We start from the raw sequence: 23,253 nt of genomic DNA on the forward strand, positions 1-23,253 counted from the left end.
TTGTTTTAATGCAATTTATTAATGTTTTTTACACGCTAACAACATGGGAAAGAAAGCTACCTGTCGTTATACCCAAACGACATCAATATGTAGAGAGCTGATCTGTCACTGAATCACGCAGCCAGAGATTACTTAGAGATTCACCACCAACATCATAACGATCTAAGGATGAACTGTTGCTAACAGGTAGATTTGATTGTACTCGTTACTAAATAGCTATGGTGTAGCATCAATATCGATTGGACAATTTTCGTTCCAATGCCCAATGAGCCTGTGGGAGCACTTTTCTCGATATGATTGGTAAAAGTGAAATAAATTCGTGACTCACTCTCAATTAAGTGAGCTTGGTAATTCACCTCTGTTCCGATTGGGCTGTGACGCAACGCATTTCCAATAGGTTAATAGTTAAGCGCTCCACTAAACCTTTATCACAGACCGTTTGAATCCCTTTGTCGGCATCAATTTTCAACACCACTCCTTTATGTGAAAACTGGCATTACATCGTCTTGGTACACTCAGCCATCAACGTACCAAGCTTCACTGGGCGATATTCATAACTCGTCATAGGGGCTTCTTTGTCCGTGACTCGTGTAGGTTAAGTATTACGCTTCGAACATTTTGCGTTCTTGACTCTAAGAATGACGATCAAATCTATCAGCAACTTCATCAAATTCTCACAAGTTCTATCGAATATCTGAGCCAGTAATGTCATAGTGCGACTCAGCTATTTACTCTAAGTGCTAATCCCTCCTACAATGCGTGATTCACGGTTCTCATGACGGCTCTCACAATGATTCATCACGTGCTTTCTGCCTACTATGGCGAAGTTTATGGCATCGCATTTTTCAATCACTACTTAAATAACTACTCATGCGCCAAGCGAGATGAACTTTGGGAAACCTTGATGAAGGTAGAAGAACTGACCGCAGAGAAGCTCAAACCCATTCTGACCACCAGAGGAATGGACATCGAGAGTCGGCATAAAGAGATGCTTGAAAAAGGCCTCGCAGATGCAGAAAAGTGGATCGCGTTACCATGGGACGAACTGGTTTCAACCTTACTCACTTGGGTCGAACCTTATGAAGTGAAATACCGTCGCTGGTATGAACAAGTTGAGGTACAGACCAGCACAACAGAAGAGTCCACCACTTTGAAAGCCGCACTTGAGTTAATCGCTGATCACGAGACCGCGATTTATCGTTGCTGGCAGCAATACCATTTTGGTGAATCAGGTTTGCCGATCCTAACGGCTTTTCTAATAAAATATCGTTAATGCGAGACGGCGACACTTGAACCAAGCTACGTTGCGCCAGACAATATCGTCATTTCGCTACGCAAAACTGAATAATTATGGTTAACCCAAAGCTCATTGCTCTACTTCCTGATCTTGCTTCGTTTATCTTAGTAGTAAACGAAGGCAGCTTTACTGCCGCAGCCAAAAAACTCGGTGTAACGCCCTCTGCTTTAAGTAAGCTGATCACACGATTAGAGCAAGCCCTTTCAGTAAAACTGTTTGAACGCACCACGCGTAAACTGCTCATCACCCAAGCTGGCCAAAAAGTGTATGCCCAGAGCATTGCTATGGTGAACGCAGCGCAGCAAGCAGTGGAGCTCTCTGCAGAAGAACATACTGAGCCAGCAGGTGCTCTCACCGTCGCAGCACCAGAAGCGTTTCTTAATTCGGTGCTTCAGCCGTTTGTTTTACCTTTTTTGCAGCGTTACCCAAATGTTCAGCTGAAGTTACGCGCCGCAGATGGTGAGATTGACCTGTTCCGCCAAGGTATTGATGTGGCGTTCAAACTCACGGATAAGCCGGACGAAAACTTGGTTTTAAAAGAGATCAGCAAGACCAATCTAGTTTTGTGTGCTTCTCCAGATTATCTCGCCAAACACGGTATGCCAGGGCATCCAACTGAGCTTGAACAGCACGACTGTATTTACCTTGCAGAGAACGACAAAGACAACATCTGGTCATTCTTCAAAGAGGAAGCGTTTCACTCGATTGCCGTCAGTGGTCGCTATGCCGTTAATCATTCTCAAATGCGTTTAAACGGCGTAAAGGCAGGGTTGGGGATTGGCATCTTCCACGATTTTGTAATTAAAGAGGCACTTGCGTGTGGCGAAGTGGTTGAAGTGCTGTCGGATTGGATGATTAAGAGTAACTACCACGGCGCTATTGCGATGCAGTACGCGCAAACCAAATACATGCCAGCCCGCCTACGCGTGTTTATCGATTTTATGAAGGAACACTTGAGGTCGAAGGAACTGCGTCATGTTTAATGCCATTCACCACATCGCGATCATTTGCAGTGATTACCCAACTTCGAAACGCTTTACACCCAAGTGTTGGGGCTAAAAGTCATTGCTGAAAATTATCGCAAAGCCAGAGACTCCTATAAGCTTGACCTTGCTCTGCCTAACGGTGTTCAAATCGAACTGTTTAGCTTACTCTGTGTATGAACTCAAAAACAAGGTTAATAAGTGACTGCTATCTCACAGGTTTTGTTGGCTAACCGCTGAATAAAACAAGGGGAAAACACTACGGTACGTGCGCCCCAGTAGAAAACAAAGCCTCGGCGCACCGAGGCTTTGTTTTACGACTATGCGCTAATTACTTTGCTGGCATAGGAAGAATTTCAAACATCCCATCAAAATCGTCCAATGTGTTAGCCAGCTGGGTAATAAGGATTGCATTTCCCGTTAACTTCGCTTTACCGGATTTCACAAGTTCATCCAACGTTGCTTGTCCTAGTACCATCGCAGTCATATCCGCTTTACTGATTTGCAGCGTGACATCTGTGGTTGGCAGCTTATCAACTTGGATGTTCGCCATATTGGAGTTAGACACTTCCCCAAAGTATGACTCATTTAAGTCTGGGTGGTGAATACCAAAGTTAAAATCGAGGCCTGCTTGCTCTGCTTTCTCCGCATTTAATCGAACTGCAAGGAAGTCCAAGAACATGCCAGTTGGCGTATTCGCAATGACATCTGGAGATGCGAGTTTAATCGATGGCTGAATGTCTCCAGTACGAAGCTCAACGGCGCCTTGCAGGTAAGAGTTACGCCAAGCCATGGTTTCAGACTGGTAGCCTTGTTGCTCAAAGCTATCCGCCAACGCAAAACGGTAGTCGATATTGCTTGGCTCACACTGAACAAGGTCATTAAACAGTTGTGATGCCTCTTGGTACTCACCCTTTTTGAAATGCGCTTGTCCTGCATTGAATAAGGTATCCGCACCTGCGGCTTCAACATAAACACACGACTTCGCTTTGGTTTGCAGTGGATTGGTGTTCACTGGGTTCATGTCATGGTAACCAAGGTACAGGTTCACAACTGCTCGTGCATTATGACTGTATGAGCCATGATAGCCGTTTGTGTGCCAAGTGTCTTTTTGAGATTGAGGAACGATTTTTTCAATCTCACGCCCAACATCATGGATGGTGACACCATGGTTCGCTAAACGCATCGCTTGGTTATGGATAAAGCCATAGTTATCACGTTGGAGCGTCATGTAATCCGCAATTTCGTTGGTTTCTGTCTTGCCATCATTCCACACTGGTGCAGAGTGAGCGGCATGAATGTTATCAACCAAGCCACTATCAACGTAGCGTAACTTCAGCTCTGTAAGATACTTGGTCCAAACTAGTGCATCACGCACTTTCGCACCACGGAAAGTATAGATATTGTGCATACCGTCATAGGTTAATTCCGCAGTATTCAACGAGCGGTATTCGGGAATATAAAGAACGATTTCTGCAGGCGCCTCAGCCCCCGGCATATTGATCGCGTGGAACTCTAACCCGTCAATGGTGACGACTTTTTCGCGTTCTTCAATTTCTTGTGTCGGAGTAACCAAGGTGACTTCACCACGAGAAGTGCCGAGACCAAGCGCATTATCAACGATGCCCTGAGTATTGTTATCCAACGTGGTTCCGTATTGGTAATTGGCACGACGCCCCATTGCAGCACCTGCAATCACGTTTTCGTCCGCTAGCTCTTTGATAAAGTCATTTGGTGCATAGATTGGTGCGCCTTCAACAAAGTCACCCGACTCAAAAATACCGCGTGAACCACCAAAATGATCTGCGTGCATGTGCGAGTAAATCATGCCCGTAATTTTGTGTTCGCCATTAATCTTTGGCAGATGCAATTTGGCAAATGCCCATGACGCCGCTGCCGCTTCTTTCGATAGCAAAGGATCGTGAATCACATAGCCATTATCAGTGCGATAGATGGTCATGTTAGACAAGTCTGCACCGCGAATCTGATACACCCCATCTGTCACTTGATACAAACCACCAGCGGCGTAGTTCAACATTCCCTGGCGCCAAATCGATGGGTTAACCGATGCAGGTAATTGCTCCACACTCATGTCTGACATGTATTCAAAGCGGTTCTTTAGCTCGCCCGCTTCATGAGTGCCAAACTCGGCAATGAGCCCTTTCTTCGTACGATCAAATGCACTGACGTCTTGCCAAGGTAGATCTTTCGCCAACGTCGCATTTGCACGCTGAGTATGTTCCGTCGCTGGCTTACCTTGGTAAGTATCTAAGCTGGCGTAATCCGCCATCGCAGAAAAAGAAACGAGTAGTGCAAGTGAAATCGCTGAAGGTGCAAAACGGTTAGTCATAGTGAGCCTCGTGGTGTCTCGTTTTTCGATATGAGGCTACTTTAATTCGTTGACACATCAAAATACATGCATGAAACTTTATTTAAAACATCACATATTGTTATGTTTTAAGAGGAGGAGCTTGTGCAACGATCCAATATCGACCTGAATTTACTTCACGTGTTTATTGCGGTTTATCAGCACCGTTCAATCACGGTTGCAGCGGACATCATGGGTTTAACTCAGCCCGGAGTCAGTGGGGTGCTGAAACGACTTCAACAGCAGCTAAGCGTACAACTTTTCGTTCGCTCAGGACGAGGCATTGAGCCTACGCATCAGGCTCACGAGTTAGCCCGTCAAGTTGAACCCGCACTCAATCAAATCCGAAATGCGTTGGAAGGAATAGACAGTTTCTCCACAGAGAACTCACGTCGTTTTGTGGTTTATACCACTGAACCCGTAATGTTAATGCTACTGCCGAAGATAGAGGCCGATACTCGCCTAGGACAGGTTGAGATTGAGTTACACCCTACGCTTTCTAGTGAAGAAAAACTGATCCATAACCTCAATCAACAAAAAGCCGACTTGGCGATCGACTTCGCGAATTACTCCGCACCTTCTTTTTTCTCTGAGTTTTTTTTAAATGATGAGATTTGCGTCATTGCTCGAAAAGCGCACCCGAGAATACAAAACTCACTGACGCTTGAGCAGTTTTATGCTGAAAAGCACGTCACCTTAAAACTGCGAAGAGAGGACGCTTATCTTGCTGACTATTTTACTAAAGAGTCGATTGGGGAGCGCAAAGTCGCTGCCGAATGTGATTCATTGGTGTCTCAAATGACGATGGTCTCAAACTGTGATTACTTAGTAGCGACGGTAAGAAGTATCGCTGACCAATTTGCAGAGCGACTCGATCTGCAAGTGCTTGATGCTCCTTTCACCAACATTCCTGTGAAATATCGGCTACTCACCCATAACCGGATGAAACACAGTCCTGCCAATATCTGGCTAAGAGACAAGCTCAGGTCATATTTCTCTACCGAGTCATCGACTTAGTAACGAGAGAAGTTGGCGATAACCGCACAATAGTATTGAGAGTGATTTAGGGGAGGAAGCAAGAGCTGGACGTCGAAGAAACAAAAAGCCCACCAAATGGCAGGCTGATTTTTGTATTCATTTAAATATTACCTGAGCGTTCAACCGAACAGCTTGCTCCAGATACTTGGGTTACGCTTGTCGTGATACTCTTCACGTAACCCATCAATTTCACGCAATTGCTCTTTCGCTTCAGTTAGCTTACCTGCGTCGAGGTCTGATTCAATATTATCTAACGTGACAGACAGTTTATTAAAACCTTCTAGGTAAAGGTCAAACTTTTCTGGTGGGTAGTTACCACGTTTAGATTCTTCGACGATTGCTTGCAAGCTATCAATGGCAGACTTCATGGTTTCGACATCCGATGCTCCCGCTGCCTGTTTAAAATCCATTTTCATCTGCTTCATATTTTGTTTTAAATCGACGGCTTCTGCCATTGCGTATGTTGAGCCTAACGCAACCACACACCCTAAAACTACAGGACGTAACATTTTTACTTCTCCATTGTGTGCCGTATTCTGAGTCAGCTTTTTATACCCATAACCAAGGTTACTCAAGTATTGGAGTCGCAGTGTAAAGCAATCTATTCGCTGGTGCACAGGCAAAAATGTAATCAGGTTTATGCAGTGCGAATCTCGTCAAATTCTACGATAGGATTACGGCCACGTCGTTCTAGAAATGACAAAAACTGATCAGTCGAGTGAGTGATCACCTTAGAGCTGTCAATGCCAACACCATCCATCAACTCACTGACTAAACTTAAATTACCGACATCATGACAGAAATGTGCGTCACTGCCCGTGGTAAAGTACACACCGAGTTCTTTCCCTATTTTCGCAATCTCATAACAACGCTCCACACTACCAACGCGGCTGTTGCCTTTCAGTGTGGTGTTATTGATTTCAATCGCCACATTATACTGTTTTGCACACGTTAATACGGCGTCAAAATCAAAGTCAAAATTCGGGTTGCCCAAATGCCCAAGCGCATCTACACGACCATTTTTAATCACATTAATCAAGGCTTCGGTATGAATGGCTCTATTTGCGGGAATAAAGACGGGTTCGTGAAAGCTCGCAATCACCCAATCAAGGTTGAGATCAACACTAGACGGGATATCAATATCCCCTTCTGTATTCAGAATGTTTGATTCCACACCGCGAATAATCGCCACTCCATCTAAAAAGCGAGGAAGCGTTTTTTGGTTTGAGAAGAACCAGTAGTGAGGCGCACCCGGCATTGATTCCGCGTGGTCAGTGGTACAAAACATATCCAGACCATTCACTTTTGCCAATTTAGCGTTTTCAATCAACGTACTGTATGCATGGCCACTCGCATAGGTATGTGTATGAGTATCAACTTTTAATTCCATCATTCATTCTCTTGAGTGCACAGTTGCAACCATTGTATACCCAAATGAGTTTAAGGTGCAGGATGACGTGGGGTTACAGGAGCAAGCACAAGAAAAACAGCGAGGCGTAATAGTAAGCGCTTTCCAAGTGGTTTGACGATGAAATGCACTAATTTTGCGAATGTATACACAGAGAATCATTTGTTTGACCAAATTGAATCCAAAATTAGTATAAAGTACAACATATACACTAAGCTCCAAGGAAAGGTCTTATGAAACTTATCAATGTCTTACTCGGTACCGTATGCTTACTCGTTCCCACACTCGCTACAGCCGTTCAAAATGCCACGGAGCGCAACCCGGGGGTTTCAGCCTTTATCATCGGTGGACAGCCAGCCGCAAAGAATCAACTCCCATTTTTCGCCCGTATCATTCTCCATCGTTCTGGTGAAAAACAGTTCTCGAACCTTTGTGGCGGTTCAATTATCAACGACCGCTATATCATGACTGCCGCTCACTGTGTGACGTCAGATGTCTTTACTGACCGGTGGACTATCGACGACCTTCGTGTCTTGGTTAAGAACCCCACAATGGACAACGTATATATTGAAGAATTTAAAGACGTCCGGACAATTACCATTCACCCAGACTACAATGCCAGTGATTTATGGCTCAACGATATTGCGATTTTGGAGCTTAGTCACCCAATCACCGACAATGTCGAGTCCATTACTCTACCTCAAGACTTTGGTGATTACAGCAGCCAATCTAAATATCAGATATTCGGTTTAGGTCAAACGTCGACAAATGATGAAACCGGACCAAACGCCTTACTCTGGGCAGAAGTCAAACCTCTCACTGACACTCAATGCGCCTCATTAGTGTCTGGCTATAATGCTCAGGAAAGCTTATGTGCCAATGGGTTCCCAAACCAAACCTATACCAGTATCTGTCGTGGTGATTCTGGCGGCCCATTAACTTACCAAGATGCTAACGGAACTTACCAACAAATCGGGATTGTTAGCTACGGCTCGAGCATCTGTGAATCACCTGACATTCCAAGTGTCTTTACCGAAATACTTAATTATACGTCTTGGATTGAAGCACAAACGAGTGCGGGTAATAAGACCAGTTATGATGCCTCACTAGCAAAGACCGAAGACTACCACAGTCAAGGTGATTCCGGTTTTGAACCAAAAGACACGATCAGCAATAGCGATCAAAACAGCAGTGGCGGTTCGACAAATTGGTTAGTGCTATTGCTTACTATTTCTCTCCTAGTCAAACGAAACGTCAGTCAAACACGTTAGAAATAGCAGGCTATTTCATAGCATTGCTCCCTTGGACTCGAATCAATGACAACGATCTGAATCCAGCATCTTGAAGTCACTTGGGTATATAGGCAGACGAGCTCCGAGAAATGAAATGACTAACACTTTTAAAATCAAACACGTGGTGGATGCTGTAAAATTTAACATTGCGATCTTCACCAGTGTAATGATCGCTTTTGCACTGTCTTCGTTTTTCGTCATCGCATATGATACTTATCAAGTTATTTCGTTTGTTAGCGCCATCTTAGTGGTTTGCTTTTTCCGCTACGATAGTAAAGCATTAGCCCCCACTTTTCTGGGACTTCTTGTCTATTACTTATACACCAATAGAGCCTTTGACACCTCAGCTGTCATTGCTGCCACAACGATTCTCATACATTTCATCTGCTGCAAACTGTTTAAGCTACTACTAAATAAACAAGAGCATTCAACGGTATTTTCGGCGATGAAGTTATATTTCATCGTTTTCGGCTGCATGCTACCCATCCTAGGGGCGATAACCTTCTCATTACTTAAGTACTGGTTTAATGATGCACCAACCAGCAGCACGTTTTTCATCTATTCTGCGTTAGGGCTGTATCTTACCCAACTGTTAGTCACTCCACTTCTGCATGTCGCACTGAACGCCTTACTAAAAGATCGCACTAACGGGATAACTCAATTGGATGACAACTTGCGCGTCTCATCAAGCCGAGAACTAGGCTACATCGCTTGGCTTGGCATGTGCGTGGTCATTATGGCCGTGGCGGTTTCTCATTCAAGCCCACTGCTTGCCAATATACTCTGTTTTCTATTGTTGATCGTCATTGTATCGGGCTTTGGCAGACACGGATTAATCCGCCCTCTTTTGCTCGGTTCTGTTGCCATTCTCACTATCATCCAAAATGAGATACATCGGGTAAATCTCAACTACGGGCACTATGCTAACTTCTTAGAATGGATCGTGATTGCCGCCGTAACAACGACGTTGGCGTACCTGTTAGGCAGTCAATCCATTCGTCGCTACGAGCTTGCTCAGAAGCAGATCCAGTACGAGCGAATCGACCCATACACTGGCCTGTACAACATTGCACAGCTAAAAGAAGACTTAGAGCTCCACGGTTCATTGGTATTAGTGTACTTAGATTTAGCGCCAACGATTTCGAAAATATCTGACTTGGACCATGAAGGGAAGACCCAGCTTATTCAACAACTTCATGATTACTTATGTAAAGGCATTACCAGCTTACCACATTGCTTCCGTCCACCTTTCTCTATCGGTATTCTTGGTTACGCTTTGCGCGATAGCCGCATCAACTCTAATTTAAACCGTCTCACTAAATACCTTGATGAATTCCAGTTTTATTGGCAAGGCACATCGATATCGCTGGTGCTGCCAACATTGCACTGTACTCATGCTTCACTGGACGATGACATAGAGAAAACCGTGTCTGCACTTTGCGATCAGCAACCGAGTTACGGCCAGTCAATACGCTGGTTAGATACGCATCACGTACCAGTGAGAGGATTAGACAAACTAAGCTTTATTCAACAAGTGTTTAAAAAAGGCATGTTCGAACTTTATTGCCAACCTTATGCTAAGTTAAATGGCAAACAGGACAACGCATGCAGTTTCGAAGTGTTGTTGAGGATAAAAAACATCGATGGCACTTACCTTTCCCCTGCAGAGATTTTTCCTCTTATCAATCAGTTCGGCTTAGAAGTTGAGCTTGACCACTGGGTTATTGATAACACATTTAAAATGCTGAGCGGGTCTGTTCGCGATTGGAGCCACATTGAAAAATGCGCGATTAACTTAACCGCAAAAACGCTTGGGGTTGAACACTTAGCGGATAGCATTATCAACCAAGCTAAAGCGTTTAACATCCCACTTTCCCGTATCTGTTTTGAAATTACTGAATCTGCCGCATTCCAGAATGAGCAACAGGCGATTGATACGTTAGTCGCGATGAGAACGGCGGGCTGTAAAATCGCGATTGATGATTTCGGCACCGGGTATGCGAGTTTCGCTTATCTGCGCAAACTGCCATTAGACATATTGAAAATTGATGGTGCATTTGTCATCAATCTACCAAATAGCGAAACCGACCGATTGATCGTGAACTCCATTTGTAATGTCGCCGATGACATGCATTTAGAGACTGTTGCTGAGTTTGTGGAAACTGAAAAACATATAGAGATATTGAAAAACCTAGGTATCACCTACGCGCAAGGCTACGGTGTGGCGAAACCTAGACCACTACTTACATTTTTAAACACATTTTGAGCCTGAAAAGAAGCTGGAGATTAGATGAAATTTAAATGAACATAAAAGGGCGTTTATAACGTTCTTCGCTTTAGCCGCGAGTTAATAATATCTTCAATCAGTTTTTGTTCTTTTTTGGCTTTCTCGTAATTCTGCTTTTGGCGCCAGCGTTCAAGCACTTTTTCCAGTCCCTTAATGCGAGCATGCTTGATCTCTAGTGTTTTTTGTACCGAGGCGCATTCTGCTTGCATCAGCGCTTCCTCTTGCTCATGGTGACGGAGCATCTTTTGCAGCAAGTGATCGACACGATTAAGGTTCATTAATGTGGCGCTATTGAGTGTCGGCGTCGTCAATGCGGAATGCCCTGCATGCGCTTTCAGTTCCGATAACTGCGCCAACTGTAGCGATAAATGAGCGTGTCGCTGCCGCATGACATCCAACTTCTGACCTACTCTATCGCGCTGCTTTTCTTCCATTTGTTGCAGTTTGCCGACGGCTTTTAACTTGGCTTCCATGCACTATTGCCCATTTTGAAACATCTGTGCCAACGCGGTTAAACTGGTTGGATAGTCTACCGCTTCATTCGCTGATTGCTGCAAATAAGCACGCAATTTCGGGTACATCGAAACGGCCTGATCCAACTCCGGATCTTGCCCCGGCTGATATCCTCCCAACGGCAATAACTCTTTCACCTGCAGATAATTGGAATAGTACTGACGGAAATTGTTCGCAATAGCGCTGTGCGCTTCATGAGTACATGCGTTCATACAGCGGCTGATCGATGCATTGATATCAATAGCGGGATAATGCCCCTGCTCTGCCAATTGACGAGAAAGAACAACGTGACCATCTAATATTGCCCGAGCTGAGTCCACCACTGGATCTTGTTGGTCGTCCCCTTCAGCTAATACTGTATAAATTGCGGTTAAACTGCCGTGAGGGTTTTCACTGTTCCCTGCGCGCTCTAAAAGTTGCGGTAATACACTGAATACCGAGGGCGGATAACCACGCGATGCTGGCGGCTCGCCAAGTGACAACGCGATTTCTCGTTGCGCCATGGCATAGCGAGTAAGCGAGTCCATCAACAATAAAACGTCTTTGCCCTGATCACGAAAGTATTCTGCTACGCGATGGCAAAGTAACGTCGCTCGCAAACGCATTAATGGTGATTCATCGGCGGGTGCTGCAATAATGACCGCTTTTTGGCGTGCTTCTGGGGTTAAATTTCGTTCGATAAATTCTCGAACTTCTCGCCCTCGCTCACCAATCAAACCAACGACGATCACATCCGCTTCGGTGTTTTTCGTGATCATACCCATTAAAACACTTTTACCAACACCACTGCCGGCCATCAGACCAATGCGCTGGCCTTTACCGACAGTCAGTAGCCCATTAATAGTACGGACACCAACGTCTAGCGGCGTATCAACTGGCCTACGCTTAAGCGGGTTGATCGGTTTTGGCTCAAGTGAAACTCTATCACCGCCCTTAAGTGGCGCACCATCATCATATGGTTCGCCTAACCCATTAACCACACGCCCTAGCCACTGCGAACTAAGTTGTACGGTGCTGTCGCCATCCAGTGGGATCACTTTTGCGCCAGCAAATAACCCGCCTAAACGTCGTATTGGCATCAAATAAGCAACCGTATGTTCAAAGCCCACCACTTGCGCTTCAATCATATCGCCTTCCGCTGTTTCGACTAGACAGCGTTGTTCTAGTTTGAATCGGCACCCCACTGCTTGTAGCATCAGCCCATTCACCTTGATTAGGCGACCGGTAACTCGGGCGACAGGGATCGAATCGAGCGATGCTAATGCATCGCTCAAACGTTCATTCAATAGTTCGTGGCTTAAGGTGCTACTCATTTTCTACTTCAACCGAAGGGAGAGGAACTTCGTCCAGCAAATGCTGCTTTACGTTATCCATACAAATTTGTAATCGAGAATCACAACTCGCATCAGCCTCTGCATCATCCGTCACCAAGTGACAACCACCTACCGGCAATTCGCTGTTCGCAACCAACTTCCATGACGATGACAACTCTTTATTGATTTGCGTGATCCGTTCAAGATCTTGCGGATTCAAATGCACCGTCACCGTTTCTGCTTTACCCGGCATAGCCGATAAGGTTTCATCCACCAGCGCCAAAATCTGCTGAGGCATGAGTGTGAGTTCCGCTCGAATCACTTGTTGCGCGACTTTCTGAACAAGTTCACAGATCATTTGACGCTGCTGTTGCTCTTTCTCACTTTGCCAACGAGACAAGGCTTGATAAAGTTCGTTGACCGGTTTTGCTGCCTCTAAAAAGCTTTGTTTACCCGATTGCTCTCCAGATACGAAACCTTTCTGAAAACCTTCTTTCTGCCCTTCTAGAAGGCCTTTCTGCTTACCTTGCTCAATGCCTTGACGTAGACCTTCCTCGTGACCTTGCTGCAAGCCTTGTTGAAAACCAACTTCTAATTGCTGCTGAATATCAACTTGAGTCTCTTGCCAGTTCTGGCTTTCCGATACAAAATCATCTTCAATCGTAACTGGCTTAGCTAACGGAGGGAATCGATGTAAACGATAACCATTCGGAGGTAAACGCATGATAGTGGATCTTCTCTCTGCCATTGTGTTATTCCACCGTTTTCTCTTCATAAAGAACCAGCTGGATTTCACCTGCATCATCCAGTTCGCGAACCATCTGCATGATGTCGTTACGTGCACGATGAACGCGGCTTAATGCCACCGCACCACGTGACTCCATCTCATCTTCTAGTGCTTTTACCATGCGCTGTGGCATAGAGCGTTTGATCGCTTGCAGCAACGTAATCTCAGATCCTTTTAGCGCCACTGCCCACATTTCTAGTGGAATTTGTTGCACAAGAATATCCATCGTTTCTTCGCGCTGACGGCCGAGAACCATGAAGTCAAACATGTTCTGTTCGATCTCATTGACAACATCGGCATCGTGAAGTTTAAGCATTTCCATCAACGACGCTCGATCACCTTCAAAACGGTTAATGATGTCGGCCGCCTGTTTGACGCCCGACAGGGGTACGCTCTGATTAGCGGACACTTTCTCAATGCAACGTTCCACCAATTCGTGCAGATCATTCGCTACTTGATGGTCAATGTCTTGTAGTTGTGCAATGCGGAATAAGATCTCATCATGATAATCTTGTGGCAGATGCTTCAATACCACAGAAGAGCTATCCGCGGGTAGGTAAGCCAGGAAAATCGCCTGCATCTGCGGATGCTCATTGACGATAAACCGCGCCAATGTTTCCGCTTCAACCCATTGCAAACGTTTCATATTGTTGCGAATTTCATCACCGTATAGGTTATTAAGTAAGCCTTTCGCTAAATCATTACCCAACGCTTTGCGCAGCGTATTCGACAAGTACTCTTTTGAAGCACCGCGAATACCACTGTGATCACTAAAGTCTTCAAAGAAGTTCTGAATCACCGTACGAGCAGACTCACTTTTGATGCCGTTGAGTTTCGCCATTGCACGAGTAACACACTGTGTTTCGTCTCGACTAAAATGTTGCAACACCTTCGCCGCCGCGTCCTCACCCATGCCGAGCAGCACCAGTGCGGTTTGTTCTACATAACTAAGCGTCTGCTTCGACGTTGACTGTGCTGTGTTCATTGATGTTTACCCATTGTTTCAATATCTCGGCTACACGCTCTGGCTCTTCATTTGCAATAAGCTGTAGGTGTTTAAGTTGGATCTCTAGTGGTGATCCTGGCGGTGGCAACATATCGCTGTTGACATCCAGTCCAGAAGACAGAGCTATACCTTTCTCGGATAGGCGACGATTAAGTACATCTTCATACTCGTACTCTTCACGAGTCTGTAAATTATCATAGCTTGGTTCATCTTGCGGCGGGGCGAACTCCAACTCAGAAGAACGCTTGTCTGCGCCAGTTAGGTGCATGATCAGTGGACGAAGAACGAACATAATCATCGCCAGACCCAACATGCCACCAATAACGTAACGTAAGGGCTGCTGAACTGTTGGGTCTTGCCACCAAGGCAGTGCTGGCGGCGCGTCGATCACAATTGGGGTGAAGTTAAAGCTCATCAAACTCAAGCTGTCACCACGTGCATTCGAGATACCCACCGCGTCCATGATCATGGTTGAGATTTGCGATTTATCCGCTTCACTCCATGCGACACCATCCGGTGCGGCTTGCGAGTTAAGCAGAACTGACACGCTGAGCTTTTCAACTTGACCTTGTTGGTACTGAGTTCGACGCACACTGCTGCCTACCGCATATTGGCGATTAACTTCTGAACGTGCATTGGTGTTCTGGCTATCGTTGGTTGGCGTTTCACCGGTTACAGGTGGTTGATTGCTCAAAGAGCCCGGAATACCTAATGCAATTTGGTCAACGGAGTTGTTTTGGATAGTGTGTTCATTACGAACGACCGGTGCGTTATCGAGGATCTCTTGTGTCTCTTCGACTTGGCTAAAGTTCATATCCGCCGCAACTTGTACGCGGAAGTTACTTGGCCCCACGATCGGCGTCAGCATGTCAGCCGCGCGCTGGATGATTTGCTTCTCAACACTCTTTTGGTATTCAAGGTATTTCGCATTCACTTTGCCCGCTTCAGCAGAAGCCACATCCGCACTCAGTAGTCGACCGTATTGGTCAATCACCGAGACAAATTCAGGCTTCATTGCTGTCACGCTGCCAACCACTAGGTTGATGATGGCTTCGACCTGCTCAGGCTTCAGATCTTCCCCCGGCTTAAGCTCTAACATCACAGAAGCCGAAGGGTTTTCCGTGTTTTGGCGCACAAACAAGGTTTGACGAGGAACCGCAAGGTGGACACGTGCATTCGCTACTGCATTTAGCGACATGATAGTGCGCACTAACTCACCTTCTAAACCGTGGCGATAACGTGCCGTTTCCATAAACTGGCTGGTACCTAGCGAGCTGTCTTCTTTTAATGAATCCAGACCCGTTGGCAATTTCGCTTTCACCCCTTTCGAAGCAAGCAGCATGCGGATGCGGGCAACTTCACCCTCCGACACCAACACTTGGCCGTTTTGTTCTTGCATGCGGTAGCTAATGCCTTCGCTTTCAAGCACTGAGATGATTTCACCGATATCGAAACGCTCTTGCTGACTATATAGCGGTCGGAAGCTCTGAGAAGAACTCCACAACGCGACCACAATAATCGCGGCAACAATGGCTGCCAATACGGCGGACAACACAAGGTTACGCTGGCTGCTTGACCACAACTGTCTGATTTTATATTTCACATCATCCATCCCTTTTGAAGAGGATAGCGTTTGTGTTGAACTCATAGGCATTGCCGTGTTTCCGGCAACTTGGGGAGTAATTTCTGACATAGATTACACCGGCATTTTCATAATATCGTCAAAAGAGGCCACAACCTTGTTGCGTACCTGCATCAGTGCATTGAAAGACAAGCTCGCTTTTTGACTTGCCACCATTGCTCCAACCAAGTCATCACTTTTCCCCGTTTCTACCGCTGTCATTTTCTGACTGGCCACCGATTGGTGCTGGTTCACCGAATCCAACACACTGGTCATTGCTTGAGAAAACGATAACGGTGCATTCAGAGATTGCTTGTCGATCGGGTTAGCACTTACGACAAATTCTGGCTGCTGAACCTGAGTTCTCATGATCTCCATTTTCGACAGCATTAATTGCTCTGCCGAGATCGCGTTGGTAGGTTGACTTGCCATTTACTGTTTCTCCTTTTAGGCAGCCGAGCCTAGCGCCGACTGTAAATCAATACCGTGTTCACGCATTGCTGCGAGCTTGTAACGCAACGCTCGGGTAGATACGCCCAAAGCATTTGCGGTTTTGGTTCGGTTTCCACCAAACTGACGTAATTTTTCCAAGACAAATTGATACTCCGCCTGCTTCTTTGCCTCAACGTGACCAAAACTTGAGGTTGGCTCCGCAGAAGGCACTCGAACGAGAAAATCAATCGGTAGCATCAGATCATGGGCAGTGATGTAGTCACCGTGACGCATCACTAACGCACGTTGAATGACATTTTCGAGTTCACGAATATTCCCTGGCCAGTGATACTGACACAGCGCAGAGATCGCATCCTGAGACAAACGACAACGGCTGCTGTCTTGGTATTTTTCGATAAAGAATTGACTGATAGGTAGAATGTCCTCTTTACGCTCGCGCAACGGAGGCCAGTGCAAAGGTAAAACATCAAGACGGTAGTAGAGGTCCTCACGGAATGTGCCTTTTTGCACTTCTTCACGTAGGTCTTTGTTTGTCGCAGTAATCACGCGAATATCCAATTGAATCGCTTTATGGCTGCCGACACGCTCAACTTCGCGCTCTTGTAAAACACGCAATAGTTTGGCCTGCACTGCTGGAGACATTTCACCGATTTCATCGAGTAATATCGTGCCACCATTGGCCTCTTCAAATTTTCCGCTTTGGGAGCCAGTCGCGCCAGTAAATGCCCCTTTCACATGACCAAACAACACCGCTTCAAGCATAGATTCTGGGATAGCCGCACAGTTCACTGCAACAAAAGGACCATCCAAACGTGGAGAGTGCTCGTGCACATAACGTGCGAGCACTTCTTTCCCGGTGCCTGACTCACCCGTTATCAATACACTCGCGTTCGTACAGGCAGCGCGATGTGCCAATTGAAGTACCTGCTTACTACGCCAAGACTCGGCCACTATATTAGCCAATGGTTTACCCAGTGCTTCAACACGTTTCAGTAAATTCAGTAGTTGATTGGTTTCAAATGGACGCAATAGATAGTCAGTCGCCCCTGAATTCATGATTTCTGCCGCGAGAAGGCCTTGTTCTTGATCGACAATCGCAATCACAACACCTACGTTTCGTTGCCTCTGGTGACACACTACAAACTCACGAACACACATATCCGGTAGTGTTGAACTGACCAAGGTAATGCTTGCTCTCTCTTCTAATAGTGCACTTCGGCCTGTACGAGAATGTCGAGCGGAATAACCCGCACTCTCAAGTACATCCAATACGGGTTGAGCAAGACTTTCATTGGGCTCTACCAACAAAATATCCGTTTTCGTCATCATTGAACCTTGACCTTCTTTTGTTGAGTGTGTTGTTTCAATTCTTTATGGTTTTTAGCAATAACGCGCTCGTTGTCTCGAACAAGGCGCAACGTCACCCGACGATTTTTCATTTGTCCTGCACTGGTGTTATTACTAGCAATCGGATAGCGAGAACCATGCGCTCTCACTTCAATGAGGTTGGCATCGATTCCCTTGCCGACAAGGGCTTTGGCAACTTGTTCAGCGCGTTGACGAGATATAGTGAGGTTAACTACATCGGAACCAACGTTGTCTGTGTGCCCATCTACAAGGATTTTAGTGACTCGGTTATCAGCAGACACATAACTGTATAACGCAGCAATCGTTTCTAACTGAGATGGGGTCAGTGTTTTTTGCCCAAATTGGAAAGGCAGGACCAGATCACGTGCTTGCGAAAAAGACAATTTAGGTAACCGCTCACGACACGCTTTAAATGACGCTAAAGCAGGTTGAATTTGAATGGTTGGCAACGTCAGCTCGGAAAGCGAGGAAGCATCACTCCCCATAAGTGACAGTGTAACCCATTTTCCTTTAGTAATACCATCAAGAAGTAACTCACTTCCTTTTACGAATTCAAATCGACGCGTTGCTTCTGGAGCAGTTTGTGACGCTAATAAATTCGTTATCAGCTCACCATTCCATGGGGCACTTTGAGTTTGAAGAGAAGCGCTATTCCATTTTTCATCGCCATCTTTTACTTCTGAAATAAAAAAAAGGCGATTATCAGTTTCCGCCCGGAAGTAAAACTTCCCATATGGAATGTCCGTATGAATTAATCTGCATTCAAGTTGATTTCCTTTATAATCCCAACTCGATAGATCCATAGGAACAATGACACTTTCACCTGCCAAGGTTAATTTTGACCATGTCATAATCATGACAAATATAAGTTTTGATATTTTTGTTAAAACGTATTTATTACATAACCTTGACTTAGTTAGATTTCTCAAATATGCCATCATATTAGGGTGTCTGGCATAGTTAATCATATTGATTCCCTATTCTAAAACATTGAAAGTGGTCAATAAGCGTACAAAGAACGAATTTCCACTCGTACCTATAAATGAATGGCTTCATGATCAGAAAGTAACGCATGATGTTTGTGTTCAAGAATTGCTGTGAATTTAACCGATCATTCCAGATAATTAACACATGAACTTATATTCTTATCTTGAATTTATAGGACAAAAATAACTCTTTTTATTTTTTATGAAAAGTGCCTCATTGCCTCCGCAAATCAACATATGAACTAAAGTCACATTATTTAAAGTTGAAACTAAAGGTTAGTAAAAAACTCTGTGTAGACTACACGCTATTAAGTTAAAACAACTTCGAATGTTAAGGCACGGTAAAATATAAATGGAAAGCAGAGACAACGAGCCTATTTCCGACATCAAACTTCTTGATGTAGAATTATTAGGCAAACCTATTCATATCATTCGAGAAAAGCTCGAAAGTTTGATTTCAGAATCTTGTTCTAGCCTAACCAATGAATTACAAAATTGGCTCAGCACCAACAAAATCGAAGCAAACTTAGTTTCAGTAGAGCTACACAGATTTTCACCAACTTTCTTGGATAAAGACCAAACCTCCATTTATCAGCATCAAGATGGCGGCATGGTGTATATCTACGGAGACGCACAAGCATTAATCAAGCTTGCTGACCGTTTTTACGGTGCGGCAACAGAGCGCGCCTCTACAAGCTTGACTGCGAGTGACTTGCGCCTTCAAGAGCGTATTAGTCGAATCATCATCAACTGGCTAGCACCTCAAGAAATGTGGCAAGCCTGCGAGTACGAAACGCCAAGAGGCATCGGACTGCATGCCGAGCTTTCTATCGCGTTCGATGACTGCCAAGGTGCGGTTCATCTCAAATTGGATAGTCAGTTGATTCAAACCTTAATAGATCAATTGAAATTACAATCCGATGTCGACCTGTATCAGCCATTTTGCCGTTCTCTGGCGTCAACGCCTGTTCGACTCAATGTCGTACTCAGTAAAAAAAATATGGCATTGAGTGATGTTATCGGACTGAAGCCGAATGATATTTTACCGATAGAGTTACTCAATACTGTGCCAGTCAGTATTGGCAATCAGTCACTTTTCACTGGTCGTATTGCCGAGCAAGACGATCAACTTGTTTTGATTTTTAACCCAGATAAGGAATCGCAGCGATGAGCGAAGCCCAAGCAACCACAGCATTCGACGCCGATGATTTGAACTTTGACGATTTTCAGCTAGAAGACTTTGCCCCAGAGCAACCATTCCAAGCAGAACCGGTAACAGAACGCGATTTGAGCTTTTTTAAAAGCATTCCTGTTACCGTTACCTTAGAAGTCGCGAGTAAAGAAATCCCACTAGGCGATTTGATGAAAGCGGGTGAAGGCACAGTGATTGAACTGGACAAACTCAATGGCGAACCTCTTGATGTGAAAGTAAATGGTTCTCTGATGGGACAAGCAGAAGTCGTGGTCATTAACGACAAATATGGCCTACGCCTGATCGATGTCCATGACTCTGCGCTTAGCGGCGTTGGCCGATAAATTCAGGTGGGTTGCGCGATGAATGTTCTGAGTGACAGTCAGTGTCGGTTGCCTTTACTGGTGATTACATTACTTGGTTTACTGTTGTTTACGCTGCCAACCATGGCGGCAGACAATGGCTTAACCATCTTATCCGTTTCCGACGGTGACACGCAGCAAGAATACAGTGTTAAGCTACAGATCCTCTTGCTAATGACGGCACTCAGCTTCTTGCCGGCCTTCATCTTGATGGCCACAAGCTTTACACGCATTATCGTAGTATTAGCCATATTGCGTCAGGCGTTAGGCTTGCAGCAGAGTCCGCCAAACCGAGTTTTGGTCGGCATTGCACTAACGTTGACGCTGCTTATCATGCGCCCTGTCTGGACCGATATTTACGACAACGCCTTCAAGCCGTATGACAAGGGTGAAATTACCTTGATGCAAGCGTTTTCGGTGGCAGAAAAACCTGTTCGTCACTTTATGTTGGCACAAACCCACCAAAGCTCGTTGGAGCAAATGCTGCGTATTGCCAACGAGCCTATCGACCAAAACGTCGAAGATATTTCATTTGCTGTCGTGTTGCCTGCTTTCGTCATCAGTGAGCTGAAAACCGCATTTCAAATCGGCTTCATGTTGTTTATCCCGTTTCTGATCATCGACCTTGTCGTTGCCAGTGTATTGATGGCAATGGGTATGATGATGCTGTCACCACTGATCATCTCGCTGCCATTCAAGCTTGTCGTGTTTGTTCTGGTGGATGGCTGGGCGATGACTGTCGGCACACTATCCGCCAGCTTTGGGTAATGGGAGCGCAATATGACACCAGAACTCACCGTTACACTATTTTCTGACGCCGTCTGGCTGATCATCTTGATGGTAGCCGTCTTGGTTTTGCCGGGGTTGATTGTTGGTCTTTGCATTGCGGTATTTCAGGCTGCCACGCAAATTAACGAGCAAACCCTCAGCTTCCTGCCACGTTTGTTAGTCACGCTGCTGATGGTGATTTTTGCGGGTCACTGGATGCTACGTAAAATCATGGAATTGTTTGATTTCTTGTTCCACAATATTCCAGGGATGATCGGCTAATGGCGATCACGTTTGCGGAACTGTCCGTGATTCTAGGTCAGCTGTGGTGGCCATTTTTTCGCATCGGTGCCGTATTCATTTCCATGCCATTTTTTGGTGACGCGCTGATTCCAGTCTGGGTTCGCAGCTTGCTTGCGCTCTCGATTGTGGTGATCACCGCACCACTTATGCCACCAATGCCAGAAGTCGAACTGTTCTCGATGACCTCGCTTTTCTTAGCCTTCGAACAGGCGATATGGGGCCTGATGTTCGGCTTAATCCTGCATATGTTGTTCAATGTATTCACCATGCTCGGCCAGACTATCTCGTTACAAATGGGCTTGGGTATGGCGATGATGAACGATCCGGTTAATGGTTTGTCTGTGGCGATTCTAGGCCGCATGTTCCTTATCTTCTCGACCTTGTTGTTTCTTGCACTTGAAGGGCATTTATTGGTTATCGATATCGTCATTCAAAGCTTTGTCATTTGGCCTGTGGGATCGGGTATCTCCGCCCTTTCCTTGCAAGGCGTTGTGAACATCTTTGGGTGGATGTTTGCTTCTGCGCTTGCCTTAGCGTTACCAGCGATCGTTTCTATGCTGCTCGCCAACATCAGCTTTGGTGTGATGAACCGAGCAGCGCCATCACTCAACGTTTATGCGTTGGGCTTTCCCATGACCATGCTCTTAGGTTTGTTCAGCGTGTTGATCTCTGTCTCTGGCGTGCCTAGTCGCTATACCGCGTTAGTTCACGACACCATTCGTTTCTTGAATAACTTTATGTTGGGGGGCGCATGAGCGAACAGTCGTCTCAAGACAAAACCGAGAAAGCCTCGCCCCAGAAGGTCAAAAAAGCCCGTCAGGAAGGGCAAATTCCGCGCGCAAAAGAGTTCACTACCGCCGTTATCTTCCTAGCCGTTGCGATGTTTTTTTATTCCCAACTCAACAGTATTTGGGAAAGCATGTCTGGCGTATTCCGTTACAACATGACCCTAACCAAAGCCGACTTGGAAAACCCAAAGCAATTGGTGGAACACCTTGGTCAGAGCTTGGCGGTGATCATTGAGATGCTATTGCCCCTCTTCTCAGTAATCATCATTGTCACCTTTGGCAGCAGCATGGTGCTGGGTGGGTGGATGTTCCGCCTTGCGAACGTCATGCCAAAACTCAGCAAACTGAACCCTATCTCTGGCATTAAACGTATTTTCTCTACTCGCTCACTTGTGGAATTGGTCAAATCGACTTTTAAAGTACTCGTCATCTTCGGCATTCTTTATGGCTACCTAGACAACCATCTACAGCCGCTACTTGGCATGCAAAACTTACCACTCAGCCAAGGCTTCTCACTGATCATGTCGATTTTGTTTGAAGGTCTGCTGCTGATGGGGTTCGCCCTATTGCTGTTTGGGGTACTTGATATTCCTTACCAACGCTGGGAGCACCTCAAAGAGCTGCGCATGACCAAACAAGAACTCAAAGAGGAGTTCAAGAACAACGAAGGTCGACCAGAAGTTAAACAACGCATTCGCCAAATTCAGCAGCAGTTTGCTCGCCGTAAAATCGACAAAATGGTGCCAACCGCAGACGTGGTGATCACCAACCCGACCCACTACGCCGTGGCATTGAAGTACGAGCCGTCGCTGTCCGATGCACCATTTGTGGTGGCAAAAGGCGTCGATGAAACCGCGATGCACATTCAACGCATCGCCCGCGAGAACAAAGTCGAGATCATCAACTCGCCGCCGCTGACTCGTTCGATTTATCACACCACAGCGATTGAGCAGGCCATTCCGAGCCAACTCTATATCGCAGTGGCCCATATTTTAACTTACGTTTTGCAGTTGAAAGCCTTTCGTAAAGGGGACGGAAAGGAACCGACGCCTTTGCCTCATTTTTCAATTCCAAAGCATTTGCAACACTGATTAACCCGCGTTTACCCAAGGACACAGAG

Annotated in this window: 22 protein-coding genes and 2 pseudogenes; 12 read left to right on the forward strand and 12 right to left on the reverse strand. The window is 45.7% G+C overall.

Going from position 1 to position 23,253, the window contains the following annotated elements:
- Positions 1 to 179: 179 nt before the first annotated feature.
- Positions 180 to 577 (reverse strand): annotated as a pseudogene (locus tag AK965_RS20890) (sensor histidine kinase); the annotation flags it as partial.
- A gap of 213 nt (positions 578 to 790) precedes the next feature.
- Here AK965_RS20890 and AK965_RS03070 point away from each other — a divergent pair.
- The 3 genes and pseudogenes from AK965_RS03070 to AK965_RS20395 form a co-directional block, all read left to right on the forward strand.
- Complete coding sequence (locus tag AK965_RS03070) at positions 791 to 1,273, forward strand: hypothetical protein (RefSeq protein WP_099078220.1); 483 nt, start codon at positions 791 to 793, stop codon at positions 1,271 to 1,273.
- Positions 1,274 to 1,350: 77 nt separating this feature from the next.
- Positions 1,351 to 2,280 (forward strand): LysR family transcriptional regulator, encoded by a 930-nt coding sequence (locus AK965_RS03075; RefSeq protein ID WP_099078221.1) that lies wholly within the window; start codon positions 1,351 to 1,353, stop codon positions 2,278 to 2,280.
- Positions 2,273 to 2,445, forward strand: a pseudogene (locus AK965_RS20395) (VOC family protein); the annotation flags it as partial. The gene AK965_RS03075 and the pseudogene AK965_RS20395, both read left to right, overlap by 8 nt.
- 166 nt (positions 2,446 to 2,611) lie before the next feature.
- Here the strand turns inward: AK965_RS20395 and AK965_RS03085 are convergent.
- Positions 2,612 to 4,630, reverse strand: coding sequence for an alkyl/aryl-sulfatase (locus AK965_RS03085; protein WP_099078222.1), 2,019 nt, complete (start codon positions 4,628 to 4,630; stop codon positions 2,612 to 2,614).
- Between the two features lie 123 nt (positions 4,631 to 4,753).
- Here AK965_RS03085 and AK965_RS03090 point away from each other — a divergent pair, with 123 nt between their 5' ends.
- Entirely contained in the window at positions 4,754 to 5,665 is a 912-nt protein-coding gene (locus tag AK965_RS03090) for a LysR family transcriptional regulator (protein ID WP_099078223.1), read from the forward strand.
- Positions 5,666 to 5,805: 140 nt separating this feature from the next.
- On the opposite strand, the gene AK965_RS03095 is transcribed toward AK965_RS03090, so the two are convergent.
- Positions 5,806 to 6,195 (reverse strand): cytochrome b562, encoded by a 390-nt coding sequence (locus AK965_RS03095; RefSeq protein ID WP_099078224.1) that lies wholly within the window; start codon positions 6,193 to 6,195, stop codon positions 5,806 to 5,808.
- Between the two features lie 128 nt (positions 6,196 to 6,323).
- On the reverse strand, positions 6,324 to 7,076 hold the full coding sequence (locus AK965_RS03100; protein WP_172438059.1) for a phosphatase: 753 nt from the start codon (positions 7,074 to 7,076) through the stop codon (positions 6,324 to 6,326).
- 251 nt (positions 7,077 to 7,327) lie between these two features.
- Between AK965_RS03100 and AK965_RS03105 the strand changes: the two genes are divergently transcribed.
- Both AK965_RS03105 and AK965_RS03110 read left to right on the forward strand, forming a co-directional pair.
- The gene (locus tag AK965_RS03105; protein ID WP_099078226.1) at positions 7,328 to 8,365 is read left to right on the forward strand and encodes a trypsin-like serine protease; all 1,038 of its coding nucleotides are present in this window, start codon (positions 7,328 to 7,330) and stop codon (positions 8,363 to 8,365) included.
- A 115-nt stretch (positions 8,366 to 8,480) separates the two neighbouring features.
- Positions 8,481 to 10,652: an EAL domain-containing protein gene (locus tag AK965_RS03110; protein WP_099078227.1), complete on the forward strand. Its 2,172-nt coding sequence runs from the start codon at positions 8,481 to 8,483 to the stop codon at positions 10,650 to 10,652.
- Between the two features lie 53 nt (positions 10,653 to 10,705).
- Here the strand turns inward: AK965_RS03110 and fliJ are convergent, their stop codons facing one another.
- The 8 genes from fliJ to AK965_RS03150 are packed head-to-tail and all read right to left on the reverse strand — an operon-like array spanning position 10,706 to position 18,702.
- Entirely contained in the window at positions 10,706 to 11,146 is a 441-nt protein-coding gene (gene fliJ, locus AK965_RS03115) for a flagellar export protein FliJ (RefSeq protein WP_099078228.1), read from the reverse strand.
- A 3-nt stretch (positions 11,147 to 11,149) separates the two neighbouring features.
- The gene (fliI, locus tag AK965_RS03120) at positions 11,150 to 12,499 is read right to left on the reverse strand and encodes a flagellar protein export ATPase FliI (RefSeq protein ID WP_099078229.1); all 1,350 of its coding nucleotides are present in this window, start codon (positions 12,497 to 12,499) and stop codon (positions 11,150 to 11,152) included.
- On the reverse strand, positions 12,492 to 13,247 hold the full coding sequence (fliH, locus tag AK965_RS03125; protein WP_099078230.1) for a flagellar assembly protein FliH: 756 nt from the start codon (positions 13,245 to 13,247) through the stop codon (positions 12,492 to 12,494). The genes fliI and fliH overlap by 8 nt, the downstream gene beginning before the upstream one ends.
- Before the next feature lie 4 nt (positions 13,248 to 13,251).
- Positions 13,252 to 14,271 carry a flagellar motor switch protein FliG gene (locus AK965_RS03130; protein ID WP_099078231.1) on the reverse strand — a complete coding sequence of 340 codons (1,020 nt, stop codon included), beginning with the start codon at positions 14,269 to 14,271 and terminating at the stop codon, positions 13,252 to 13,254.
- Positions 14,234 to 15,985 (reverse strand): flagellar basal-body MS-ring/collar protein FliF, encoded by a 1,752-nt coding sequence (fliF, locus tag AK965_RS03135; RefSeq protein WP_099078232.1) that lies wholly within the window; start codon positions 15,983 to 15,985, stop codon positions 14,234 to 14,236. The genes AK965_RS03130 and fliF overlap by 38 nt, the downstream gene beginning before the upstream one ends.
- 3 nt (positions 15,986 to 15,988) lie before the next feature.
- A complete protein-coding gene (gene fliE / locus AK965_RS03140) occupies positions 15,989 to 16,345 on the reverse strand; it encodes a flagellar hook-basal body complex protein FliE (protein WP_099078233.1) in 357 nt (118 codons plus the stop codon).
- Positions 16,346 to 16,360: 15 nt separating this feature from the next.
- On the reverse strand, positions 16,361 to 17,692 hold the full coding sequence (locus AK965_RS03145; RefSeq protein WP_172438060.1) for a sigma-54 dependent transcriptional regulator: 1,332 nt from the start codon (positions 17,690 to 17,692) through the stop codon (positions 16,361 to 16,363).
- Positions 17,692 to 18,702 carry an OmpA family protein gene (locus tag AK965_RS03150; RefSeq protein ID WP_099078235.1) on the reverse strand — a complete coding sequence of 337 codons (1,011 nt, stop codon included), beginning with the start codon at positions 18,700 to 18,702 and terminating at the stop codon, positions 17,692 to 17,694. The genes AK965_RS03145 and AK965_RS03150 overlap by 1 nt, the downstream gene beginning before the upstream one ends.
- 370 nt (positions 18,703 to 19,072) lie before the next feature.
- Between AK965_RS03150 and AK965_RS03155 the strand changes: the two genes are divergently transcribed.
- From AK965_RS03155 to flhB, 6 genes are read left to right on the forward strand one after another with little or no spacing between them, the layout of a single operon-like run.
- A complete protein-coding gene (locus AK965_RS03155) occupies positions 19,073 to 19,891 on the forward strand; it encodes a FliM/FliN family flagellar motor switch protein (RefSeq protein ID WP_099078236.1) in 819 nt (272 codons plus the stop codon).
- On the forward strand, positions 19,888 to 20,256 hold the full coding sequence (fliN, locus tag AK965_RS03160) for a flagellar motor switch protein FliN (protein WP_099078237.1): 369 nt from the start codon (positions 19,888 to 19,890) through the stop codon (positions 20,254 to 20,256). Before AK965_RS03155 ends, fliN begins: the two co-directional genes overlap by 4 nt.
- Before the next feature lie 18 nt (positions 20,257 to 20,274).
- The gene (gene fliP / locus AK965_RS03165; RefSeq protein ID WP_099078238.1) at positions 20,275 to 21,042 is read left to right on the forward strand and encodes a flagellar type III secretion system pore protein FliP; all 768 of its coding nucleotides are present in this window, start codon (positions 20,275 to 20,277) and stop codon (positions 21,040 to 21,042) included.
- Positions 21,043 to 21,054: 12 nt separating this feature from the next.
- Entirely contained in the window at positions 21,055 to 21,324 is a 270-nt protein-coding gene (gene fliQ, locus AK965_RS03170; protein WP_099078239.1) for a flagellar biosynthesis protein FliQ, read from the forward strand.
- Positions 21,324 to 22,100, forward strand: a complete 777-nt coding sequence (fliR, locus tag AK965_RS03175; protein WP_099078240.1) for a flagellar biosynthetic protein FliR — start codon at positions 21,324 to 21,326, stop codon at positions 22,098 to 22,100. Before fliQ ends, fliR begins: the two co-directional genes overlap by 1 nt.
- On the forward strand, positions 22,097 to 23,224 hold the full coding sequence (gene flhB / locus AK965_RS03180) for a flagellar biosynthesis protein FlhB (protein ID WP_099078241.1): 1,128 nt from the start codon (positions 22,097 to 22,099) through the stop codon (positions 23,222 to 23,224). The genes fliR and flhB overlap by 4 nt, the downstream gene beginning before the upstream one ends.
- Positions 23,225 to 23,253 lie beyond the last annotated feature (29 nt).

Source organism: Vibrio sp. PID17_43, from assembly GCF_002608565.1.
In the GTDB taxonomy this organism is placed as follows: Bacteria; Pseudomonadota; Gammaproteobacteria; order Enterobacterales; family Vibrionaceae; genus Vibrio.

Bases quoted from the DNA above. Each gene is read 5' to 3' on its own strand.
- AK965_RS03070 (WP_099078220.1), top strand. From the start codon at position 791: ATGATTCATCACGTGCTTTCTGCCTACTATGGCGAAGTTTATGGCATC.
- AK965_RS03075 (WP_099078221.1), top strand. From the start codon at position 1,351: ATGGTTAACCCAAAGCTCATTGCTCTACTTCCTGATCTTGCTTCGTTT.
- AK965_RS03085 (WP_099078222.1), bottom strand. From the start codon at position 4,630: ATGACTAACCGTTTTGCACCTTCAGCGATTTCACTTGCACTACTCGTT.
- AK965_RS03095 (WP_099078224.1), bottom strand. From the start codon at position 6,195: ATGTTACGTCCTGTAGTTTTAGGGTGTGTGGTTGCGTTAGGCTCAACA.
- AK965_RS03100 (WP_172438059.1), bottom strand. From the start codon at position 7,076: ATGGAATTAAAAGTTGATACTCATACACATACCTATGCGAGTGGCCAT.
- AK965_RS03105 (WP_099078226.1), top strand. From the start codon at position 7,328: ATGAAACTTATCAATGTCTTACTCGGTACCGTATGCTTACTCGTTCCC.
- AK965_RS03110 (WP_099078227.1), top strand. From the start codon at position 8,481: ATGACTAACACTTTTAAAATCAAACACGTGGTGGATGCTGTAAAATTT.
- fliJ (WP_099078228.1), bottom strand. From the start codon at position 11,146: ATGGAAGCCAAGTTAAAAGCCGTCGGCAAACTGCAACAAATGGAAGAA.
- fliI (WP_099078229.1), bottom strand. From the start codon at position 12,499: ATGAGTAGCACCTTAAGCCACGAACTATTGAATGAACGTTTGAGCGAT.
- fliH (WP_099078230.1), bottom strand. From the start codon at position 13,247: ATGGCAGAGAGAAGATCCACTATCATGCGTTTACCTCCGAATGGTTAT.
- AK965_RS03130 (WP_099078231.1), bottom strand. From the start codon at position 14,271: ATGAACACAGCACAGTCAACGTCGAAGCAGACGCTTAGTTATGTAGAA.
- fliF (WP_099078232.1), bottom strand. From the start codon at position 15,985: ATGTCAGAAATTACTCCCCAAGTTGCCGGAAACACGGCAATGCCTATG.
- fliE (WP_099078233.1), bottom strand. From the start codon at position 16,345: ATGGCAAGTCAACCTACCAACGCGATCTCGGCAGAGCAATTAATGCTG.
- AK965_RS03145 (WP_172438060.1), bottom strand. From the start codon at position 17,692: ATGACGAAAACGGATATTTTGTTGGTAGAGCCCAATGAAAGTCTTGCT.
- AK965_RS03150 (WP_099078235.1), bottom strand. From the start codon at position 18,702: ATGATTAACTATGCCAGACACCCTAATATGATGGCATATTTGAGAAAT.
- AK965_RS03155 (WP_099078236.1), top strand. From the start codon at position 19,073: ATGGAAAGCAGAGACAACGAGCCTATTTCCGACATCAAACTTCTTGAT.
- fliN (WP_099078237.1), top strand. From the start codon at position 19,888: ATGAGCGAAGCCCAAGCAACCACAGCATTCGACGCCGATGATTTGAAC.
- fliP (WP_099078238.1), top strand. From the start codon at position 20,275: ATGAATGTTCTGAGTGACAGTCAGTGTCGGTTGCCTTTACTGGTGATT.
- fliQ (WP_099078239.1), top strand. From the start codon at position 21,055: ATGACACCAGAACTCACCGTTACACTATTTTCTGACGCCGTCTGGCTG.
- fliR (WP_099078240.1), top strand. From the start codon at position 21,324: ATGGCGATCACGTTTGCGGAACTGTCCGTGATTCTAGGTCAGCTGTGG.
- flhB (WP_099078241.1), top strand. From the start codon at position 22,097: ATGAGCGAACAGTCGTCTCAAGACAAAACCGAGAAAGCCTCGCCCCAG.